The organism is Nocardia sp. NPDC004068 (assembly GCF_042874315.1).
Lineage (GTDB): Bacteria > Actinomycetota > Actinomycetes > Mycobacteriales > Mycobacteriaceae > Nocardia.
The window spans coordinates 107,539-129,672 of record NZ_JBIAMW010000017.1 but is presented as its reverse complement, the minus strand read 5'-3'; the positions used below and the strand labels follow the sequence as shown (position 1 = coordinate 129,672).

20 protein-coding genes are annotated in these 22,134 nt (G+C 61.3%); 3 read left to right on the top strand and 17 right to left on the bottom strand.

The annotated features are described in order from the left end of the window. The first annotated feature begins 155 nt into the window (after nt 1-155). A complete protein-coding gene (locus ACFYTQ_RS32540; protein WP_064909800.1) occupies nt 156-836 on the top strand; it encodes a TetR/AcrR family transcriptional regulator in 681 nt (226 codons plus the stop codon). Nucleotides 837-844: 8 nt separating this feature from the next. Here ACFYTQ_RS32540 and ACFYTQ_RS32535 read toward each other — a convergent pair whose 3' ends face one another. The 5 genes from ACFYTQ_RS32535 to ACFYTQ_RS32515 form a co-directional block, all read right to left on the bottom strand. Then, nucleotides 845-1,594, bottom strand: coding sequence for a TetR/AcrR family transcriptional regulator (locus ACFYTQ_RS32535; RefSeq protein ID WP_064909839.1), 750 nt, complete (start codon nt 1,592-1,594; stop codon nt 845-847). Between the two features lie 116 nt (nt 1,595-1,710). Continuing rightward, nucleotides 1,711-2,754, bottom strand: a complete 1,044-nt coding sequence (locus ACFYTQ_RS32530; protein ID WP_082941119.1) for a ferredoxin--NADP reductase — start codon at nt 2,752-2,754, stop codon at nt 1,711-1,713. A 68-nt stretch (nt 2,755-2,822) separates the two neighbouring features. Continuing rightward, a complete protein-coding gene (locus ACFYTQ_RS32525) occupies nt 2,823-3,680 on the bottom strand; it encodes an SDR family oxidoreductase (RefSeq protein WP_064909798.1) in 858 nt (285 codons plus the stop codon). Continuing rightward, entirely contained in the window at nt 3,677-5,275 is a 1,599-nt protein-coding gene (locus tag ACFYTQ_RS32520) for an NAD(P)/FAD-dependent oxidoreductase (protein WP_064909796.1), read from the bottom strand. Before ACFYTQ_RS32520 ends, ACFYTQ_RS32525 begins: the two co-directional genes overlap by 4 nt. A 164-nt stretch (nt 5,276-5,439) precedes the next feature. Beyond that, a complete protein-coding gene (locus ACFYTQ_RS32515) occupies nt 5,440-6,426 on the bottom strand; it encodes a diiron oxygenase (protein WP_181064693.1) in 987 nt (328 codons plus the stop codon). 267 nt (nt 6,427-6,693) lie between these two features. Here ACFYTQ_RS32515 and ACFYTQ_RS32510 point away from each other — a divergent pair, with 267 nt between their 5' ends. Further along, nucleotides 6,694-7,029 carry a DUF4873 domain-containing protein gene (locus ACFYTQ_RS32510; RefSeq protein ID WP_064902000.1) on the top strand — a complete coding sequence of 112 codons (336 nt, stop codon included), beginning with the start codon at nt 6,694-6,696 and terminating at the stop codon, nt 7,027-7,029. Nucleotides 7,030-7,075: 46 nt separating this feature from the next. Then, nucleotides 7,076-8,698, top strand: coding sequence for an MFS transporter (locus ACFYTQ_RS32505; RefSeq protein ID WP_223273898.1), 1,623 nt, complete (start codon nt 7,076-7,078; stop codon nt 8,696-8,698). Between the two features lie 32 nt (nt 8,699-8,730). On the opposite strand, the gene ACFYTQ_RS32500 is transcribed toward ACFYTQ_RS32505, so the two are convergent. The 12 genes from ACFYTQ_RS32500 to ACFYTQ_RS32445 all read right to left on the bottom strand — a co-directional run bounded on the left by ACFYTQ_RS32500 (nt 8,731) and on the right by ACFYTQ_RS32445 (nt 22,114). Continuing rightward, nucleotides 8,731-10,539, bottom strand: a complete 1,809-nt coding sequence (locus ACFYTQ_RS32500; RefSeq protein ID WP_064909791.1) for an IS481 family transposase — start codon at nt 10,537-10,539, stop codon at nt 8,731-8,733. A gap of 305 nt (nt 10,540-10,844) precedes the next feature. Further along, a complete protein-coding gene (locus tag ACFYTQ_RS32495) occupies nt 10,845-12,482 on the bottom strand; it encodes a long-chain fatty acid--CoA ligase (RefSeq protein WP_064909837.1) in 1,638 nt (545 codons plus the stop codon). A gap of 49 nt (nt 12,483-12,531) precedes the next feature. Next, nucleotides 12,532-13,437, bottom strand: coding sequence for an alpha/beta fold hydrolase (locus ACFYTQ_RS32490; RefSeq protein WP_064902002.1), 906 nt, complete (start codon nt 13,435-13,437; stop codon nt 12,532-12,534). 30 nt (nt 13,438-13,467) lie between these two features. Next, nucleotides 13,468-14,103, bottom strand: coding sequence for a hypothetical protein (locus ACFYTQ_RS32485; RefSeq protein ID WP_082976717.1), 636 nt, complete (start codon nt 14,101-14,103; stop codon nt 13,468-13,470). A gap of 31 nt (nt 14,104-14,134) precedes the next feature. After that, nucleotides 14,135-15,091, bottom strand: a complete 957-nt coding sequence (locus tag ACFYTQ_RS32480) for an MlaD family protein (protein WP_064909789.1) — start codon at nt 15,089-15,091, stop codon at nt 14,135-14,137. Beyond that, entirely contained in the window at nt 15,088-16,137 is a 1,050-nt protein-coding gene (locus ACFYTQ_RS32475) for an MlaD family protein (protein ID WP_223273897.1), read from the bottom strand. Before ACFYTQ_RS32475 ends, ACFYTQ_RS32480 begins: the two co-directional genes overlap by 4 nt. Nucleotides 16,138-16,190: 53 nt before the next feature. Further along, on the bottom strand, nt 16,191-17,297 hold the full coding sequence (locus ACFYTQ_RS32470; RefSeq protein ID WP_082976710.1) for an MlaD family protein: 1,107 nt from the start codon (nt 17,295-17,297) through the stop codon (nt 16,191-16,193). 3 nt (nt 17,298-17,300) lie between these two features. Continuing rightward, complete coding sequence (locus ACFYTQ_RS32465) at nt 17,301-18,335, bottom strand: MlaD family protein (protein ID WP_082941117.1); 1,035 nt, start codon at nt 18,333-18,335, stop codon at nt 17,301-17,303. After that, the gene (locus ACFYTQ_RS32460) at nt 18,323-19,339 is read right to left on the bottom strand and encodes an MCE family protein (RefSeq protein ID WP_064909785.1); all 1,017 of its coding nucleotides are present in this window, start codon (nt 19,337-19,339) and stop codon (nt 18,323-18,325) included. Before ACFYTQ_RS32460 ends, ACFYTQ_RS32465 begins: the two co-directional genes overlap by 13 nt. Next, complete coding sequence (locus ACFYTQ_RS32455; protein ID WP_181064692.1) at nt 19,336-20,322, bottom strand: MlaD family protein; 987 nt, start codon at nt 20,320-20,322, stop codon at nt 19,336-19,338. Before ACFYTQ_RS32455 ends, ACFYTQ_RS32460 begins: the two co-directional genes overlap by 4 nt. A gap of 71 nt (nt 20,323-20,393) precedes the next feature. Beyond that, the gene (locus tag ACFYTQ_RS32450; RefSeq protein ID WP_064902016.1) at nt 20,394-21,257 is read right to left on the bottom strand and encodes an ABC transporter permease; all 864 of its coding nucleotides are present in this window, start codon (nt 21,255-21,257) and stop codon (nt 20,394-20,396) included. Beyond that, nucleotides 21,257-22,114 (bottom strand): ABC transporter permease, encoded by an 858-nt coding sequence (locus ACFYTQ_RS32445; RefSeq protein WP_064902008.1) that lies wholly within the window; start codon nt 22,112-22,114, stop codon nt 21,257-21,259. Before ACFYTQ_RS32445 ends, ACFYTQ_RS32450 begins: the two co-directional genes overlap by 1 nt. Between the last annotated feature and the right edge of the window lie 20 nt (nt 22,115-22,134).

Sequence of the window (22,134 nt, the reverse complement as noted above, 5' to 3'; positions counted from 1 at the left end):
CTATCAGTCGAGTTGAAATGTCCGCGTTTCCACCCGAGGGCACCACGCGTCTCCCTATGAGACCAATAGTCTCATAGGGAGACTGTTAGTTCAATAATAACGTTGGGTAATACTGGGATACCGGCCGCCGGCGAATCCATCGATCTGGGAGCGTGATGCCCGCACCACTCGACACGTCCTCACAGGCACGCGAGCCCGATCCACGACTGGCTCGTTCGCGCGCCCGGCTGATCGATGCCGCCACCGAACTGCTGGCTGAGGGCGGCGTGGACGCTGTGACCATCGATGCCGTAATTCGCCGGGCGGGAGTTGCCCGAGCAACCCTCTACCGGCACTTCGGTTCCGGTACCGAACTACTCGCCGCGGCCTTCCAGCAACTGTTGCCTCCGGTGGCCTCGGCCCCGGAGGTCGGCTCACTACGATCGCGCCTGGTCGCGCTCGTTTGCGACCAGGCCCGATTGATCGATCAGGCACCGTTGCAGTTGACCGTGCTCTCGTGGATGGGCATGAGCAACCCCGAAGCGGACCGTCGGACGACCGAGGACGATGCGTCACGGCCGCACCTCACGGCACTGCGACACCGGATCATCGAGCAGTATCGTGGCCCCTTCGACGCGATATTGGCGAGCGAGGCAGCCCGGGCATCACTTCGTCCCGCGATCGAGGCGACCACCGCGGTTGCTCAGTTCGTCGGTCCGATGATCTTCAACCGACTCGTGACCGGCCTACCGAACGATCAACAGTTCTGCACTGTACTCGTGGACGATTTCCTCGCCGCGAATGCCGCCAGAAAAACGAACGAAGTGATGGATGTAGTCGACCAGAACGAACAATGATTTAAGACTCAGCTCTTCACGTCGACCGTTTCGATGTTCTCGATTCGCAGTGTCTGACGCGGGTCGATACGAATACCGCGCACCTGCGCTGAAGCGTCGATGATCCCCCAGACGATCGCGCTCAGATTATCAGCGAAATCGACACGCGACATTGCGGTCTCGGGATCGGCTTGGGAGTTTATCCACCAATCTGTCGCGGACAGGCTCGCGCCGATGATCGATTGAACTACAAGATCGATACCGGTTGTATCCGCTCCGAGTGATTCAAGAACTGCCGAGAAATGGCCCGCGATGAAGCCCGCCAACTCGCGGGCGTCTTCAAGAGCCTGGTCCGTTTCCGATGAATTATCATCGAAGTGGCTACGCACGAGGAACTGGAAGACATTCTGGTGCTCATCGACCAATTCCGAATACTGTCCGACAATTTGGCTCATCACCTCACCGATCGGCGCGGTGGCAAAATCGCTCGAAGCCAGAATATTCGACCACATCAGATCTTTCGCACGCTCGACGACGGCCGCGCGAAGTCCTTGCTTATCCTTGAAGTGACGATATAGCTTCGGCTTGGTAGCACCGGCTTCGCGCGCGATATCGTCCATGCTGGCATCAGGGCCGTACTTGCCGAATGCGCGATAGGCCGCATCGACCAACTCTGCCCGCACCGTGACCCGATGCTCGGCCCAACGGCTCGAACGGGCGTCAACTCGCCGAACCACCGAGCTCCCGACCTCCAGAACCCTCTGCCGCGCACCTGTCATCGCACCCATGGTACGCCATGGGTCATGCGACCTACCAGTGCACATGACCCACCACCGCACACCGTGCCGGTCGGCCGATAGAGCGATGAAACCTGGCGTGGACAACTCGCCTTCGATCAATCGAATGTCACTGTCACACTGTCCGTCACCGGCACCGACTGGCACGCCAGCCGGTCGCCTTCTTCGATGTCGTCCTCGACGAGCACATCATTGACCTTCATCTCGACATCGCCGTCGACGACCCGACACAAACAAGCACCGCAACCGCCCTCTCGACAGGAGTACGGCGGCGAAAAGCCTTCTTTGAGAAGGATATCGACGAGCGAGATGTCTTTCGGCCAATCCAGTTCGGCGCGCTCCCCATCGAGATAGACCACCAGATGCGCTCGCTCGGTAGTCATCGATTCCGAGACGGTGTTGTCGACATCGAAGGGATCGGTGCGCAACGATTGGAAAACTTCCCGATGGAGATTTCGATGCGGCACATCGGCATGATGTGCCGCATCGGTTACCAGATCCATGAACTTCGCCGGGCCGCACAAAAAAAAGGCACGGTTCCGATGCTCAGCGCACAGATCGGCCACCGTTTGCCGATCCGGCAGCCCTTGCCGGATCTCCAGCCATTCGATCAGGCTGAATCGCTCCGGAAACTGATTCGCCAAATGACGCAGTTCTTCGTAGAAGATGGCGCTCTCAGCATTCTGATTGGCATAGAAGAGAATCAGGTGACCGCCGCCTTCGAGCAGAGACGACTTGATGATGGAAATGATCGGAGTAATGCCACTGCCGGCGGCAAACAGGATCATATCCGCATCGAGGTCTTTCGCCGTGAAATGCCCGCTCGGAGGCAGCACGGTCATCTTCATTCCCGGCACCGCGTGATCACACAGCCAGTTGGACGCATAGCCATCGGCCGTACGTTTGACAGTCACGGCCAGTGTGTCCTCAGCATGGGGAGAACTGGACAGTGAATAGCATCTGGCGACCGACGAACCCTCATCGACACCAGGTATACGCAGGGTTAGAAACTGCCCGGGATCGTATGAGAACGTTTCCCAGTGCCCCTCCGGAACGTCGAACCATATCGAGATCGCGTCGGCCGTCTCTTGCACGACCTGGCTGACGGTTAGCTCGCATGGAATATTTCTTTTCGAGGACATTCTTCTCTCCATCGATATCGGTTCGGCGCCCGGTTCGGCGCGATACCGGCCCGGGCGGCGGACCGATGTCAGCTTTCGCTATTCATGAGGCCGGATCGTCGACCGATTGCGTACCCCAGACGCGCCAGCGGCGCATTGAGGTCCTGGTATCTGGGCCCGACCACTCGCGTGACGAAATCGAACCCCACAGCGTCGGGACCCACGAGAACTCGCGGTCTGTTGCGTCGAACGCCTCTGAGGATCTGCTCCGCAGCGCGATCGGGTGTGGTGAGCGCGATTCGGTCGAAGCTGGCCACAATCTTCTGCTGGTCACCGATTTCGCCCACACCCCGCGCATTTCGCACGATGTTGGTGCGCACGCCCCCGGGATGGACACAGGTCACCCCGACCGGCAAACGGCCGATCCTCATCTCCTGCCGCAGCGCCTCGGTGAATCCGCGGACCGCGAATTTCGATGCGTTGTAGGCACTCTGACTCGGTATCGCCATCAGGCCGAATACACTGGACACGTTCACGACGTGCCCGTCACCCGATTCGATCAGGTCCGGGAGGAACAGCTTCGTACCGTTGACGACACCCCAGAAGTTGATCGAGATGAGCCATTCGAAGTCGTTCCAGTCCATCTCCAGAACATCGGCCCCGAGCGCGACACCGGCATTGTTGATCACCATGCTGACCGAGCCGAAGTCCTCGACGACTCGATTCCGGTAATTCTCGAACGCCAGACGATCGGCGACGTCGAGCTTGTAGTGTCGGCTCTCAGCACCGGACGCGCCGCACATGGCGGCGGTTTCTTCCGCCCGTTCAGCATCGAGGTCGGCCAGGGCCAGGCGCGCGCCTTCGCCCGCCAGGCGAAGCGCGATCGCCCGCCCGATTCCCGATCCGGCCCCGGTCACCGAGACGACGCGGTCTCCGAAATCCTTCATTCCGCCTGATTCTCCTTCCCGGACTCGCTCGCGATCGCGGTTCCGCGACGCGCGACCGACCGCTCGCCGAAGAACGCGAAGTCCGCAGCCGCGAGTTTCCGCGTCCGCCGCCAGTACTGCCAGGTGAAACCCGGCCAGACGGTGCGGTTCACGCCCTGCGCGTCGAGGTACCAACTGGTGCACCCGCCGCTGCTCCACACGCCTTTCACCAATTTCCGCTGAATGTCATTGTTGAATTGATGCTGGACCGGCTCGCGCACCTCGAGTGCCCCGGATCCGCGTTCGTTCGCGAGCCTGATGGCAGAGACGATGTATCGAATCTGACACTCGATCATGAAGACCACGGAATTATGGCCGAGACCGGTGTTCGGCCCGAGCAAGAAGAACAAATTGGGGAAACCAGCCGTGGTTATTCCGAGGTGTGTCTGAATGCCTTCGTCAGCCCAGACCGACGCGAGTTCCCGACCCGAGGCGCCCTTGAGACGGAGACTCTCGAACCCGTCCGTGACATGGAATCCGGTCGCGTAGATTATCACGTCGGCCGGTCGAGTTTCGCCGGTCCTGGACACGATCGCATCCTCGGTGATCTCGGCGATCCCGTCGGTGATGACCGTGGTGGTCGGACGATTCAGCGCCGGATAGTATTCGCTGGATCCGAGAATTCGTTTGCACCCGATGCGATAGGTGGGCGTGAGCTTTGCACGCAATGCCGGATCATCGATTCCCTGCGCGATGTTCCACTTCGCGATGTTCTCGAGTGGACGCATGAGATTGAAGTGCCCGTTCAAACCGATCGATAGCGATTCGGCCGACCAATACACTGCCGCCCGCAACGCCTTCGCCAGAATCGGCGCGTGGGTGAATGCGGCGCGCACCGGGCGCGGGATCTTGATGTTCCGCCGGGGCAGCACCCACGCCGGTGTCCGCTGGTAGACGTGAAGTTCGGCGGCAACCTTGGCGATCTCGGGAACGAACTGGATCGCGCTCGCTCCGGTCCCGACCACCGCGACACGTTTGCCCCGCAATGAAACCTCGTGGTCCCACTGCGCCGAGTGGAAGACGTCCCCGGAGAATTTCTTTTGCCCGGTGATTTCAGGGATGCTGGGAATGTGCAGCGCTCCGACCCCTGACACCAGGAATCGCGATACGTATTCGTGTCCATCCGACGTCACCAGGTGCCACGTGGAGTCACCGGCATCCCAGTATCCGGATTGCAGCGTCCGACCGAAGTGGGTACGACGATACAGATCGTACTTCTGTGCAATACCTCGAAGGTACTCCTGAATCTCTTCCTGGCCTGCCCACAGATAACTCCAGTCCGGCTTGGGCTCGAAAGAGTACGAATACATGTGCGACGGAACGTCGCATGCGCATCCCGGATAGGTGTTGTCTCGCCAGGTTCCACCGACCTCGTCTTCCTTCTCGATCATCAAGAAGTCGTCGATTCCGGCTTTGAGCAGCTGAATCGCCATCCCCATGCCGGAGAATCCGCTTCCGACAATGAGAACTTCGGTGCGATGCACCCTGGCCTGTGCTCCACTGTTCGCGGAGCCGTCAGTCTTGCGTGTGTTCTTTGCAGAACGGGTCTTGTTCATCGGCTTCCTCCGGCCGGTGCGGGTTGCCGCTGAAAGGGCGAACCGCAGAAAGGTCTGTATCACGACCGCGAGATGCGGGTCGCGTGGGGAATTGCGACAAGGGGTCGCGGTTGAGGGGTCCGCGGCGCGCGGCAGGTGAACGGCTCATCGCGCCGCGGCCTTCGTCATCGCTGCGCGATGTCTTCGGGGAGGCTCCTCGTCAGGCGCCACAGAAACATCGTGAAGCGACCTTCGATCATGCCGGCGTCATCGAAGAATCGAATCATCGGCTCCGACATGAACTGGAGATTTTCCCGATAGTGCGGGCCGAACTGGCAAGCGATGAACCCCCGCAGCGGGTGCACCCCGATCGTCCGGTACAGCCTGGGGTTGATCAGAATCGGGTACGCCAAGTTGGCGATGACGGCGAGGGCACCTCGATGCCATGCCCGCGTGAATCGCCCTCGGGCCCGCATTCCCTCGACCAGCTCGCTCCGCGCGAACGTGATGTGGCGGGCTTCCTCGAGCACATGGATTCGCATCAGCTGTCGAACCTGCGGCTGCAGTCGTTCATCGTTCATCGCTTCACGTTGCGCGCGGTCGAGTATCTCTTCGATCAAGAGGGTCGCGCCCTGGATGGATGGGCCGAGCGGGATGAAATGCAGGATCTTCGCCAGCGACAGGAACCCTCGGGGAAGCTTGTAGGGCGCGATCCCTGTCTTCAGGATCAATCGCGCGAACATCGTGGAGTGCCGACTCTCGTCGCCGACCTCCGCGAGCGCATACAACGCCTTGTTGTCGACGAGGTCGCCGGTGGTGTTCAACCTGAGCAGCGCCATGCTCAGCAGGTTTTCGGCGTAGATTCCGAAGCTCAGGATGCTGACGAGTTCGTGTTTGCCGAGCTCGATCTTCTGTTCGTCGGATAGCCGGTTCCACAGCGACGTGCCGTAGAGCGACAGGCGGTGCTCGGGAAACCACCCCTTGTCCGGCATCCATGGGCTTTCCCAATCGATGTCGACTTCGGCGTCGTAGAACTTCTCGGCGGATGCCTTGAGCAACCGTCCTGCCGATCGCTGCAGATCGACGGGACGACGACCGCTTACCCGCGCCATGCCGTCGGTAGTGACGGCCGGTGATTTCATGATCGGCGCCCGAACTTCACTCGTGGTCATTTGTCCATCTTTCGACTAGGCCGATGACTTCGGCATCGATGTATCCGATACGGGTCCGTGCACCCGCCACGGCAACTCGGATCGTCCAAAGTTGCCATTACGGCAAGTAGCGGATACTCCGAGTATGAGGTAACTTTGAGCCACGGCGGACCCGGTTGTCAAGCAGTCGGCGCCATCTCGTCCCCGACTCGCGAGCATCGGTCCGCTCTACCGAAGTCGACCTGCCGCGCAGTCCGACGGGGATCTCACTACAAGGAGGTAGTTCCAATGAATACCCATGGACCGCACGATGATTCGGATTTCATCGGCCCCGCGACGGTGATCATCACAAGCCACGAGATCGATGTTCAGGTCGAGCTCCGCGGTTTCTTCCAACCCATCGACGGCCGCTTCTGCTGGTATGGGCGCGTGCGCCAGAACGACGCCATCGACGAACTGCTGCAGGGTCGCAGACGATCGGTGGTGATCAGGACGTCCGGAGGCGAGGCGGCGGCGACGCTCGGCGACCGAGACTTCTGGGGCCGGTATCGGATCCAGGGCCGCGGCCGCCCGCCCTATCACGTGCCGTCCTCCCTGGAGGAGATCGAAGGAACCGAGAGCTGAGCCGCGGCGTACCTGCGAGACGCAGCCACGGCGAATACGACTTACCATGCAGCGAAAGAACAAGATGATCAGTTTCGGAGACCTCTCGGCCATAAGAAGGTCGGCGGCTTGGACCCTGGTGGTGACGTGCGCCGCTGTGGCGCTGGTGGTAGCCGCCATGGCCGCGCTTTACACTGCATTACCTGCCGTAGCCCTCGACACCGGAGCGGACCAGGGGGCGCTCACCTGGATGGTCGACGGATACACGCTGGTCCTCGCCTGTCTCGTACTGCCGGGAGGGGCGATCGGCGATCGCTACGGCCGTCGGCGGGTCCTGACGATCGGATTGGCCGTTTTCGCGGCCGCGTCGGCGATACCACTGATCGTCGACAATCCGGCCTGGTTGATCGCGTCCCGGGCGGTGGCGGGGGCGGGAGCCGCGTTCGTCATGCCGGCCACGCTGTCGATACTGACCGCGAGCCTGCCAGACGCGCGGCGAGCACACGCGGTCAGCGTATGGGCGGGTGTCGCCGGATCGGGCGGCGTCATCGGGATGGTCGGATCCGGGCTGCTGCTGATTCGATGGTCCTGGCATTCGATCTTCCTGGGCATGACCGCCGTTGCCCTGACACTGCTGGCATTCGCCTTCACGGTGCCCGAATCGCAGGACTCCGACAGGCCACGACTGGAGATTCGCGGCATGTTCTGGGTGGTACTGAGCATCGGCACCGCCGTGTTCGCGGTGATGGAGGCCCCGTCCAGGGGGTGGACCGATACTCGCGTCCTCATCCTCGGGGGCTGTGGAGTGCTCAGTATCGTGGCGTTCATCCTGACCGAGCTCCGAGCCGAGAACCCGTTGCTGGATGTTCGGCTCTTTCGTCGCCGGGGCTTTGCGAGCGGCGCGCTGTCCATCACCATCCAGTTTCTGGTCACCTTCGGTGTGATGTTCCTGCTGGTTCAGCATTTCCAACTCATTCTGGGATTCGGTCCTCTCAAATCGGCCGTCGCTCTCGCGCCGATGGTGGTCCCTCTTGTCGCGATGTCGTTGGTGTCGCCGACGATCGCCGCACGAGTGGGACTTCGGATGACGACGGCGGCGGGACTCCTCACGATCGCGATCGGCTTGGTCGCACTGCTCCGACTCGACACCCATTCGTCCTACGTGGATGTGTTGTGGCCATTGCTGATCATGAGCGCGGGCCTGGGCATCTCCGCGGCGCCGTCGACCAACGCGATCATGATGGACACGCCGGCCGAGAAGCACGGAGTCTCGGCGGCGGTCAACGACGCGACGCGGGAGATCGGCGCGGCGATCGGGATTGCGGTAGCGGGCAGTATCTTGTCAGCGAACTACAGCTCCCGAATCGCGAATGCGATGCAATATCTTCCCGAACCGGCTCGCGGGCCCGTGCGGAGCTCGCTCGCCGGGGCACTCGAAGTCGCCAAACGTGCCGGGCCTTCCGCCGCGCCGCTCGCCGACTACGCGAAGACCGCATTCTGGGCCGGAGTTCAGCACTCAGTGCTGGCACTGTCGCTGATCAGCCTCGTGGGGGCATTGGTTCTGATTCCGCTGGCCCCAGGCAGAACCCGGACGGCTGCCTGCAACGGGCCCCGATACGCCAAGCCTTTGAACCCGCACAGTGTGAGGGTTCAGGACTTCCTTGACGTTTCGGGTCCAGGGGATCTCTGACAGGTTCGGGACTTCATTGACAGGTTCAGGGTTCAGGTTGGCGGGTTCGGGACATCCTTGCCGCGTGGTCGGCGGGTGGCTCGCAGGTAGGTGATCCGCTTGTCGGATTTGCGGACGTGCGTGCTGATTTCGATGTCGTTGTGCAGGACCCTGAAGACGGTGTCCTCCGCGAGAACGACGACGGTCTTGCCGGCGTGCGCGCGGCCGACGCGGAGCCGTTGCCCTGCCACCTGGGTGATGCCGTCAGCAGGGATGGTGCGTATGAGCTTGATCGCGCCCTGCCGGGCCGGCGGCAGCGGGCCTGTGACGGCGCGCGATCCGTTGAGGCGGCTGGCCTGTTCCGGGGAAATCGGTGAAGGAAGCGTCTTGACCAGGTGCCCGTCGGCGATCACGTGGGCCAGGTGGCGGTCCAGCCGGAGCGTGACCTGTTGCCCGGATAGGTAGATGCCGAGCTTGAGTCGTTGTCCGGCGACGGTGACGTCGCCGTCGCGAGTGACGATCCGGTCGATCTCGACTGCGGTGCCGGTCGGAACAGCGCCACGCGGGACCGCAGAACCCGACGGCTCGGGCCCGGCCGGGCGGCCCCGTAGCCGCAGAACCGCCAGATCCTCGACCGTCAGGCGAGACTGCCGCGTGCGGATGATCTCGCCAGCGAGGGTGACATGGATGCTGTGCATTCCGGCCCAGACCGTGACCGGGTGTCCGCCGAGCGCGGCGGGGAATTTCATGTCGCTCTTGGCGCCGGGCAGGCAGAGCCGCCCGGCCGGTGAGATGACCATGTCGAGCTCGACCGGTTGGGTCTCGATCGACGTGTCCTCGTCGTGGAATCGAGGCTGGGGCAACGGAACTCGCGGCGGCTCGGTCACGGCCGGCTCTTGTGGTGGTTCGATGCCGGGAACTGGCCGGAACACAGAGAACGGCGTGGCCATTTTCAGCGCCTGGTGCGGACGTGAATGGTTATAGACATGCGTCCAGGCGTCGATCGCGCGCTGCGCGGCGGCCAGCGATTCGAACGGGCCGCAGTCGTCGAGTAGTTCCCGGCGCAAACTGCCGTGGAACCTTTCGATTTTCCCGGTCGTAGTGGGTGAGCGCGGTTTGGTGTGTCGTTGCAGGATGCCGTTCTCCCGGCAGATGCGCTCGAACATCACCTCGACCGGAAACGGCTTGGTGAACCGGCCGGTGAACTGTTTTCCGTTGTCGGTCAACACTTCCGCCGGAACACCGTAACGGTTCATCGCCTCGGTGAACGCCTGGCAGACTGCTCGCCCGGACTGCTCGACGATCACCTGGGCGATCACGATGAACCGCGAGTGATCGTCGATGCCAGTGACCAGCTTCGCTTCCCGACCGTCGGCTATGAACAGGCCGCCCATGATGTCGAGCTGCCACAGCTGCATCGGCGCCTCACGCTGCCAGCGTCGATAGCTGCGCCGATGGTTCTGTTCCTGGTGCTGCACAAGACTATTGCGGACCAGCACCCGATACACCGTGCTGCGCGACGGAGCCTCGGCGACGCCACGCACCGCCAGCTCGTGCGCGATCCTCTGGGCACCCCACCGCGGATGCACCCGCCGCATCTCGCAGATCATCGACTCCAGCTCCGCCGGCAACCGCGTCGGCGATGTCTTGGGCCGCCGCGACCGCTCGACCAGCCCCGCCTGCCCGTCGGCTTCGAATCGGCGCAGCCACGTATGCAACGCCTGCCGTGAAGTCCCGTACTGACGTGCCACTTCCGCCACCGGCGCGCCGTCGAGCACCTCACGCACGGCGCGATACCGATGCTCGGCCCGCCACTGCCGCTGGTCCGGAACCCGGCTTTCACCGTCAACCTCGTCGACCACCCGAAGATGATCAACGACCGACCGTCAACAATGTCCCAAAACCGTTGCGGCTGTGATGAACCCGACAACAAAGTCCTGGACCTGATCGGTCAACGAACTCCTGAACCCGCACATTGACACCACCTCTTCGCGGCCAGCGCCTCCCGTGGGTGCCGCATTATGCGGAAACGTCTATCCAACTCCAGGGTGTCGGTCGACGGCTGAACCGGCGGCAGACGTCCGAAACTGCTGCGATGGCAGCGCCGCTCCAGGAAAGCAGAACCGCCCGGCACGATATCCGGGCGGTTCGTTCGTTCGTGCCTCGACTATTCGGTCACTATGACCACGAGTTCACCCGCGGCGAACTGCGCCCGCAACCGCTTCTTGTCGAACTTTCCCACGCTCGTTTTGGGGACTTCACCGATGAATGCCCAGCGTTCGGGCAACTGCCATTTCGCAAAACTCCCCGACAAGAACCGGCGCAACTCCTCCGGCTCCGCGGAGACCCCCGGACGCCGGACCACCGCGACCAGCGGACGCTCACCCCAAGTCTCGTCCGAGACGCCGATCACAGCCGCCTCGGCGACCGCCGGATGGCCCATGATCGCGTTCTCCAGATCGACCGACGAGATCCACTCCCCGCCGGACTTGATGACATCCTTCGACCGATCGACGAGCGTGAGAAACCCGTCCGCGCTGATCTTCCCGATATCACCCGTACGAAGCCACCCGTCGTCGAATTTTTCGGCGTCGACCGAGCCTCCGCCGGGCGAATAGTAGGCACCGGTGACCCAGGGTCCGCGGACTTCCAACTCCCCCAAGGACTCTCCGTCATTGGGCACGACGGTCCCGTCCGCCGCGACGAGCCGCGCACGCACCATGGCGGGAAAACGCCCCTGGGTCGACCGATATGCCCACTCCGCCGTGTCGTCCAGCCCCGCGGGAGGATGTGCCACGGAACCGAGCGGGGAGGTCTCGGTCATACCCCACGCTTGAAGCAAGGAGACCCCGTACTCCTCCTGGAAGGCCCGCATCATCGACTCCGGGACCGCGGAACCTCCAACAACGACCGTCCGCAGGTGTGAGATGTTCTGCGGCTGCTCCCGCAAGCGCGCCAGAACCCCTGACCAGATGGTCGGTACGGCCGCTGCGAAGGTCGGCCGCACCGCGGCCATCATCTCGAGCAGCGGCTCCGCTTGCAGAAAGCGGTCCGGCATCAGCACATTCGCACCCGACATGAGGGCCGCGTAGGGGATTCCCCAGGCGTTGGCATGAAACAACGGCACGATCGCAAGGACGGTGTCCGCCGCACTGAAGCCCATTCCGTTGGGAGAAATGACCTGCATGGCATGCAGCCAGTTCGAGCGGTGTGAGTAGACAACGCCTTTCGGATCACCGGTCGTTCCCGACGTGTAGCACATACCCGCTGCCGAGCGTTCGTCGATCTCAGGAAATTCGAACGTATCCGGTTGCGCCGCAAGCAGATCGGCCCAACGATGAATCACTGCGCCAGGGGGCGCGGCGATCTCGGGCTTCTCGTCGTCGATGACGATGACGTGGCGCACGGTTCGCAGGTAGGGCAGGTACCGTGCGAACATCGGGGCCAGGGAGCCGTCGACGAGCACTATCTCGTCCTCGGCATGATTCGCGACATAGATCAGCTGCTCGGGAAAGAGCCTGATATTCAAGGCGTGCAACACCGCGCCCATCGCGGGAACCGCGATGTAAGCGGCCATGTGCTCGTTGTTGTTCCACATGAAGGTGCCGACTCGGGTGCCTGCCCTGACGCCGAGGTCACGCAACGCGTTCGCCAGCCGGGCCCCGACAAGCCCGAGTTCGCGGTAGGTCATGGTCCGAACGCCGTCACCGGTCCATGTCGATACCGTGCTGTCTCTCTGGAAAGTGGTGGCGTAGCGCAATAGCGTCGCCAGCGACAGTTGCTCGTCCATCATCGTGCTCAGCATCGGCGCTCCCCAATATTCGATCAAGCCGGCGTTGGTGTGTCGCGTGCGCTCATGCGGCGTCACGCTCGGTAGCCACGGAGGGCAGGGTCAATCCGAGCAGGTGGGCGGCAACCTCACCGCACCGCTCATACGGCAGGTAGTGGCCTGCCCTCGGATACACAGCGAGGAAGGAATCGCTGAGGCGATGACGAATTGCGCGAGCGTGGTGCACAGGTGTCAGCTGATCGCGCGAGCCCACCAGGACGACAGAGCGGCAGTCGAATCGCTCGAGCATCGCGTAACGATGGTGAGACAGAATCGACCGCGTGAGAGCGGCGACGGTCCGGGGATCGCTGCGAGCCAACTGCCTGATCGCCCGGTTCCTGTCGTGGCTGGAGGATCCCGCACCGAACAGCACACCGCGGGTCAGCTGGCGGGTGACGAACAGCGGGTGTGTCGGAATGACCAGGAAGGGTGCCGCGGCCAACGCCAGCGACAGCAGCCACGCCCAGAATCTGTTGCGCGACCTGTGCCGCAGGATGTCGCCGGCACCGGTCGCGACGAACGCGACACCGGCGATTCGGGCGGCGACCAATTCGGGATGCCGTTCCGCCAAGGCCATCAACGTCATTCCGCCCATCGAGTGACCGCCGACGACGATGGGGCCTGTCGGTACCAGCCGGTCGATGACGTCCGCGAGATCGTCGGCGAGAATCTCGAGCGTCGCCGGTGCCCCGACCTGAGATTCGCCGTGCCCGCGATGATCGTAGGCGAGGACGCGGACGGTTGGATCGGCCGCGACGATGAGCTGGGCCACGTCCTCCCAGCTCTCGAGAGACAACGCCAGCCCGTGCGCGAGCACGATCGTCACCCGTGGTGTCGCCGATCCCCACTCCGCGATCTGCAGGGTCGGGTCGACTGTTCGTTTCAAAACGTACCGGTGCGGACGCGCCACTGTTACGGATGTTGATGTCATATCTTCTGTTCCTTATCAGGATCGCATCATCTATTTCGCGGGAAGAGCCGCGTCGACGCCACCGACATCGGTGATCTTCCAATCGGAGTTCTTGTCCACTGTGACCGTGTAGGTCACGGTGGTTTGCGCCCCCTCGGGCGTCTGCGCGCTGGTCGAAGTCACGTTCAAGAAGACGTTGACCACGTAGACCCCGGCGTTCTCCGACTTCAAAGCGGAACTGATAGCCGTTGCCTTCGAAGTCCAGTTGAGCGGGACGATGATGTCCTTCAGCTGAGGCGCGGTGGCGTCGAACTTATTGGACAGCGCAGGCGAAGTATTCGACTTCAGGCTGTGCACCCAATTGTCGAAATTGTGGTAGTCAATATTCGACGCGCCGATCGCATAATCCGAAGCAACCCTCTCGGCATGCTTCTGCGCCGCTGCGGCAACGTCACGATCATGCAACTCGCCTCTTGCGGTCAGCCACAAAGGGATGGTTGCAGACAATGCGACGATCAGCACAGCGATCACCCCGCCGACGAGAATGGAACGCATGCCGATCGAGAACGTCACCCCGCGAGACGCCCCCTCTCGCCGTTCCGCGGCTTTGACCTTCCCGGTATTCCGGCTCTTCGCTGGGGATTCCTTTTCGCGTTCATCGGTCTCTGCGACGGTTTCGGTAAGCATTGATTCACTCCTGTCACTCACCATGTCTGGATTACTTGACGCCGATATGCACTTGTATCGCGTCTTCGCCGGTCGCACTCAGTGCGCGTGCGATCAGATCGCTGAGGTCGATCTGCGGCATGGACGACTTCGCACTCTCGGCGAGCGGTTGAATGGTCGGTGCCAGCTGCCGCAGCTCGGGCCCGATGCGATCCAGATAGTCACCCACCTTCCCGAGAAATGGGACGACGCCGTTTCCTTGCATGTAGTCCTCGGGCATGTTGCCGATTCTGGCCAGCCGGGCGATGGAATCGGCGATGAGCGCACCCCAAGTGCCCGCTTCCTCCCACAGTGGGCCCGCGGCGGTCATGGACGGCCCGGCCCAGTCCATGTCCGAACCCATGGTCTGCAGGTTCACGAGAATCTGCCGAATCGCGGGTGACCTGCTGAGAATCGTTTCCGAGAGCAGAGTGGTCGACGCAGCCAATTTGGGCATCACCGCTTGCGTTCCTGTCAAGGCTTGATCCAGTGTTCTCACGATGTCGCTGATTGCCTGCGGGTTCAGCTGTTTCAGCAAGTCGGTGACTGTTTGCGCGACGTCAGGTATCGATCGCGGCAACACCACCTGTGCCGATTCAAGGCGCTGGCCATCCCTGAGGTAGGGGCCGTCGCTGCTTTTCGGCGCGAATTCGATATACGGCTCGCCGAGCGCCGAGAGATCTTCGACGGTCGCGGTGCCGGAGGCAGGTATTCGGTACGCGGAATCGAGATCCAGTTTCACTTCGACTCCGCGAACAGCCTTCTCGATCGCAACGATCCTTCCCACTTTGACCCCCCGCAATAATACGGGCGAGCCCGACTTCAAGCTTCCGGCCTCGGGCAGCGCCATGGTGACGTGTGTACGGGTACTGAACCATTCGATTCTGAGTACACCGATTGCCAGATAACCGATACCGAAGACCAGTACCGACGCAATCGCGGCAAGCGAGATGACCGAACTCGGCTTCATCGGACGACTCCGATCGCGTGCAACGCTGTGAGAATACTGTTTATCCGATCATTGTCGGACACTCGAGCTGCCCCGGAATCGTTTCCCACTTGAACCCCCGTGATATTGACCTTCGGTTCATGTTCGGCAAATGGAATGACTTCGTCGTGAAGAATCGACACGATCTTGTTCAAATTCGAAGGGGCAGAGAGGTCCAGCGGCCGCGACGTGAAGAGCAGCGGGACGAACGCTCGCGCAGCCGCTGCGCCGGACTGTGCCAACGGCCCCACCCAGCGCAGCGACTCGGTCAGGAGCTTGAATCCGTCGTAGAGCGTGATCAGTCCGATCATCGAGGTCATAGACGCGGCTGCCTGGTCGACCCCGGCGTCGGTAAGGAGATAGTCCAGATCCGGAGTTCTGCGCAATATGACCTCGGTATCACCGCGCAGTCCATCGAGCACAGAATCAACAGCGTCCACGTGCGCAGCCAGGTCTTTGATATCGGAACCCAGAACCTCTGATATGGAAGCTGTGTCCTTGGGATCGGAGGGAAGGATCGCATTCGCGCGGTTGATGATCTCTTGCGCCCGCTGAATCCCTCCGCCCTGCACGAACGCCGCCATCACGTTCATCGTGTCCTCGAGTTGTAGCAGCGGTTTCGTCTGGGCACGCCCGATGGTTGCCCCGGGCGCGAGGGTCGCCCCACCACCGGACGGCGGTGTGGTCAGCGCGATGGAGACGTCGCCGAGAATCGTGGGTTGCCGCAGCTCGGCCGTCGTACCGACAGGCAGCTGGACAGAGGACATGATGTCGACGTCGACGACCACATAGCTGTCGTGTCCATTTCCGGCATCGATCAGCGTCATGTCGCGCACGATCCCCGCGCGAAGACCGTTGACCGTCACCTTTGCCCGGGAGGGCAGGTTCAGGGTGTTCGCGAATTCGATCCGCAGCCCGTACTTGGGCCCGGCGATACCCGATCCTGGGACGGAGACGGCCGACGGGTCGAATCCGCAACCTGAGACCAGGCACAAGGCTGCCGCAATCGCCGCGATCGCCGCCAACACCGCGCGCCGCCCGTGTCCACGCGGCGTCCGTGCAGCTGTATTCCTACGCTGATTCATCGCTGTGCCCCCGCTGCGCCCAGCACCACACCGGCCAGGGAAAGATTCGTCAGACCACCCACGGCGGAATCGCAACGCCCGGGCGCGATGACGCCTACGGCCGCGCACACCTTGTCCGCGTCCGGTTGCGGCAACGCCACCCGGGGCGACGCATAGGTCAGCACGTGCTTGCCGCTGTTGGGATCCAAAACGTCTCGGAATGCCTGAACGAGCGGCGGAGTCATGTCGACGATGTCCTTCAAGGATCCGACGTTGGCGCCCGCGAGGCGAGCCAGTGGCACGGTCGCGTCGAGAACCTGAAGAATCTGCTTGCCGAACATCGTCGTGAGTTCGTTCAGCCACGGAACGATGGTCCGCAACGAGTCGATGATCGATACCGTGCGCTGGAAGATTCCATGGTCGATGACCGTGAGACCGGGTGCCAGCCGCGTGATCATGGATTCGATGTCCCCCCATCCTCCGGCAACGCTGTCGGTCAACGAGCGCATCGAGTCGGTGAGTGCTCCGATATGCCCGATCGCCGCATTTGGTGAATCGAGCGCGCGGCCGAGCCTCATGATCGTGTCGTTCATTTCCGGACCGGTGCCCGACAGAGCGGTATCGAGGGCGGAGATCTCATCGGAAAGCTGCCCCTGCTGCCCCGGGGCATTTCCATTGGAGAGTTCACTGCTGAGCTTGCCCACCGCGTCGAGCGTCTGCGTCATGCTCTTCGGTGTCATGGTTCGCGAGATACAGCGGTGTGAATCCCACTCCGCGGCGGCATCGCTGTCCTCGATAAGCGCGAGCGAGCGGTCTGCGACGATCGTGTCGGACAGAGTGGTTGCCGCCAGATCACCGTGCAGCGGATGATCCGCCTCCACGTCGAACGCGACATACACCGAATCACCCCGTGGCTCGATGCGCGTCACCGTCCCCACCGTGACCCCGCGAACGGTGACATGGTTTCCGGCATACAAGCCGACCGTGTCGGGCATGTTGGCGCAGTAACTGCGCATCTTCTTCGGTGGCGTGATCAGGGTCAAATAGGCGATGAGCAGTATCAGACACAGGATCACAACCGCCAGCACCGACATGAATCCGCGAGAGGCCAGAAAACGATTCATGATTCAGCAATCCTTTCCTGGAACTGGAATGCAGACTGCCGGCGCGTCGATCACGGTTGCGGACTGGTCGACGACGACGCCGTCTCGGGAGGCCGCGACCGGCTGGAGTCGCGACAGCAGATCCTTCGTATTGGTGACGACCTGGCCCATCTCCCCGCCCAGACGCTCCAGCTCGGGAATGGCGTCGGCCAGACTCTTGGCGACCGGCTCCAAGCGCGCTCGGTACACCGGTTCGAGAGCTGCTATTCGTGACAACAGCTCGTCCATGAGCCGAACGGCCTCGTAGATTTCGGATTGTTTGTCGAGACCAACGGTCTCCATCAGGTTGACGCTGTTGATCATTCCGCCCAATATCGCCTTGGACTTATTTATTGCTCCGATGTATTCATCGGCAGTGGCAAGCGTTTCGGATATCTCTCGATTCTGGCGATCAAGGACGTCGACGAGAGAGGAGAACGCGTCGACGGCTTTTCGTATCCCCGCTGGGCCGTTGGTAAGCGAATTGTTGAGCATCGTGAGATTTTGCCGCAACGTCGATCCATCGACTTCGCCGATCGGCTGCGCAGCGTCCTGAAAGGCCCGAGCGAGACTGTACGGAAGACGAATCCTTTCCGATGGAATCGTAGAGCGCAGAGGCGAGCTTCCCGCCGAAGTAACGGCGATATAATGCCCTCCGATCAGGGTGAGCATCCGAATATCGAGCGTCGTCTGATCGCCGATGAATATTCCTCGATCTACGGTGAATCCGACTCGAACGCTCCGGCGGCCCAACTCCATAGATTTCACGGTACCGACCGGGACTCCTGCGATCCGAACGTCGTCCCCTACCTTGATTTGCCCGGTCTCGGACATATCGGCCCAATAGGTCGACTTACCGATGGGGACGACATAGACGATCGCACTAGCCAGCAGCAAAAGCCCGACGAAAGCCGCTCCCAGCACCCCCCAGCGTAATTCCCGGTCGGCACGCCACATGGCCCTGAACTTGGTGCGGAATTTCTGAGAAAATCCCCAAAACCACATAATTAGCTTTTGCATATCGAAATCCTCTGACCACCGACCAGGATCTGAAACGGAGAGGGTGCCGCGACTTTGCCGTTTGAACAGTTGAGGTTCACGGTCGGACCATTGGGCGGGACCCATGCGTCCAACGTCTGGATGAGTGTCGGCAGCTTCCTCAGGACATCGACCGCCTGTTCCGGGTCCGGTAGCACCGTACGCAGCAGCGAATCCGCATCAGGGTTGCTGCCGGTAGTCAGCCCAAATGATGCCAGCAAACTGTTCAACGGCGCGATGACATCGGGGGCCATGAGGGCGAATTCGACGATCCCGTCCACCTTGCTTCGCAATGTGTTGACAACCGTAGAAAGTTCGGAAACGAGCCGGATCAGTTGCGCCGAGTGCCCGCCGATGTGATCGGATATCTGTTTGAGATTGGCAACCAGAGTTGTGATGAGGGCCTGCCTGTCCACCGCATAGCTGGAGAGAGTCTGAACCGAGTCCAAAACCGATCCGACACCTGATCCATTGCCCTCGATGACCGAGATCATATTCTCGGCAAATTTATTGATAGCACCCGGCGAAAGTTCACCGAGAACTGGTTCCAATCCATTGAACAGCGAGGTGATATCGAAGGATGGAATAGTTTTCGATACGTCGATCACGCTTCCTGATGCCAACTTATCGGCGAGACCCGAAGATTGCTGGACATCGACGTACCTTTGCCCTATCAGACTTTGGTAGCGAATCGCGAGCACCGTGCTCTCATATAAATGGTGGCCATTCTGCAAATGCATTTTCACGACGGCCCGACCCTTGTCGAGTCGGATCGCATCGACTTTTCCCACACGGACGCCGTCCATGCGGACGTCGTCTCCAGACTTCAGACCATTGACGTCGGTGAACGCTGCTGAATACTCGGTGGTCCCGCCTTGTACCGGTCGCTGGACCGCCTGCACGATGACCACAAGAAGAACGATTATCACAATTGCCGAGACGGCAAGTTTCAGACTCGCGTAAATAAGCCTTCGCGCATTACTCATCGATCAGCCCCAGCATCCGATTTGGGCAGGGATGCCAGCAATGGAGTAGCAAGCCCTGGAAACGAGTCGACGATCACCTTCAGATTGAGCACCGGGCCATCCGGAGTCTGAGTAAAGGAATTTCCCAATCGAGCAAGAATCTCGGATAGCTGCGCACTCGACACCTCCGGAGTCGGAACCATGCTGCTCGCCGCGGAAAGGATCGGGACCAACATCGCCGTATAGTCCGAGAGATAGTTTCTAGCCGTGAAGATAGTATTTGCGAGCGCGGGGAAGAACTTCTCGCCTACGGTATTGACCGTGGCGTCGAACAGTCCACGCTGGCTGTTCAGAATCTCGATTCGGGTGAGCCGACTGATGAGTCCTACCGTTCCGTCGAACATCGCGCCGGCGCCGACCAACATCGAGCCATATTGATCCAACAGGTAGGAAGGCGGCATCTTCTGGGTTTCGGCGACCATCCGGGACATCGAGACGATGGTTTCCATCAGAGGAGTGAACTGTCGCGAGGTCTCCGAAAGCCGCATCAGCACTTCGGTGAGGCGTGGCGTTAAAAGGTCGCCGGTGGCTTCCGCGACGGTGCGGATCAGGACGCCCATGGTTGCGTCCTGCTGCCGATTCGAGCGCGGTCCGGTCAGGTCGACGACGATGCCGTCACGCAGCGGAACACCGCCGGCCGCCTCCTTCAGCGCCACTTCGCTGATTCCGAAAAGGTTTGACGGCGAATAGTTGACGAACAGGTTGTCGGTCAAGCCGATCAGATGTGCCCGGTCGAGCAGCAACGTCACCTTTTTCGTGTTGATACCGTCTGCATCCACCCTCGCGACAGATCCGACGTCCACGCCGTCATATCGAACCGGAGTTCCCACACCGATACCGTCACCGATGTTCTCGGTGCGCAAGATCACAGCCATTCGTGTATCGCGGCGCGTTTCGTGGATCAAAAACCCTGTGGCGGCGACCGTAAGAGCGATCAGCAACACCAGGCAGCCTATAAGTATGGATCCCCGTTTAGTCGACGTAACCCCGGGCAGTTCATAACTAGGCATCCATATCACCCCGTGAATTCGATCGACGAATTGATGCCCCACAACAAGATTGTCAACACCATATCGAGTCCGATGATGGCGACGAAGCTCGCCCGAACCGCCCGGCCCGACGCGATCCCGACACCCTCCGGGCCTCCTACCGCGAAGAATCCTTGATAGCTGTGGATCAGAATTACCGCAGTTCCGAATACGAGGACCTTGATCACTGCTGCGGTCATGTCCCAGCCGCTTATGAATTGATAGAAGTAGTGATCGTAGACCCCTGCAGCCTGACCATGAAGTTGAACGATCACCGTGCGGCAGGCGACATAGCTGAGGAGGAGGGCTATCAAAAAGGTGGGGACGATCGCGACCGCGCCTGCGATGATTCTTGTCGTCACGACGAAAGGTATCGATCGCAATCCGAGGGATTCCAGTGCATCAATTTCCTCGGAAATCCGCATCGATCCGATCTGCGCGGTGATACGGCATCCCGCCTGTGCGGCGAACCCGACGCCGGCGGCGATCGGAGCGAGCTCTCGGGTGTTGGCAAAGGCCGATACGATGCCTGTCACCGGCCCCATACTGATGAGATCGAGGGTCGAAAAGGACTCGACGCCCACCGAGCCTCCGATGACGAGCCCCAGGACGACCAGCATCGGAACCGTTCCTCCGCCGACGATGATGGACCCTTGCCCCCAGGTTATGTCCGTGATTGTCCGCATCGTCTCGGCGCGGTACCGCTTGAGCGTGAACGGTATCGCCGACAATGCCTGCCACGCGAACCCGATCACGAACCCCACTGCCTCGATCGGCAGGATGCGCGCGAGGCGTACCGCGGACCGTCGAATTCTGACCACACGTGGAGGGGTGAATTTCAGCTCAAACATCACGCAAGCCTCGTGGGGAGGAACATCGCAACCAGCTGCGTTATCAGTAGGTTCACTATCGCAATCGAGACGACGGATAGAACGACCGCCGAATTCACCCCATCGGCGACTCCGCGAGGTCCGCCTTTCGCCTCCAAGCCACGCTGGCAGGCGACCACGACGACAATGAACCCGAACAGCACCGATTTCACGACTGATACCCCGATATCCGCGACAGTCGTGAATGATCCGAAGGTTCCCCAGTAACTACCGGGCGTGACACCCTGCGGACCAATTGCCACCGCGTATCCCGCAACGACGCCGACGAAGATGATCAGGATATTCAGCATCGGAGCGACGAAAACCATCGCCACCATCCGCGGGATAACCAGACGATGCATCGGACTGATCCCCATGGTGCGCATCGCATCGATCTCTTCGCGAATATTTCGCGCGCCCAGATCTGCCGCAATCGCGGCCGCACCGGCCGCCCCCAACAGAAGGCCTGTCGCCATGGGCGCTCCCTGTTTTATCACGCCCAACCCGCCGGCCGCTCCGAGCAGAGAATCCGCACCGATCTGGTGAATCAGATTGCCGACCTGAACGGAGACGATTACTCCGAATGGGATAGCCATAAGCACTGCGGGAAGTGCAGTCACCGTGATCAGATACCACGCCTGCTGGATAGCTTCACGCCATTGGAACTTCAACCGGACAACATCGCTTGCCGTCCCCGCAGCCGATGCCGAAGCTACCCGCATGGTCCGACCGAAGGTTCGCAATCCGGAAACCACCGTATCGGAGAAGTTGTGCCGTACTATTCGAACGGACACGGACAACTCGTTACGTAAAGGGACCACCACAGATTCCCGTCTCATTTCTCAACTTCCGCCCGAGG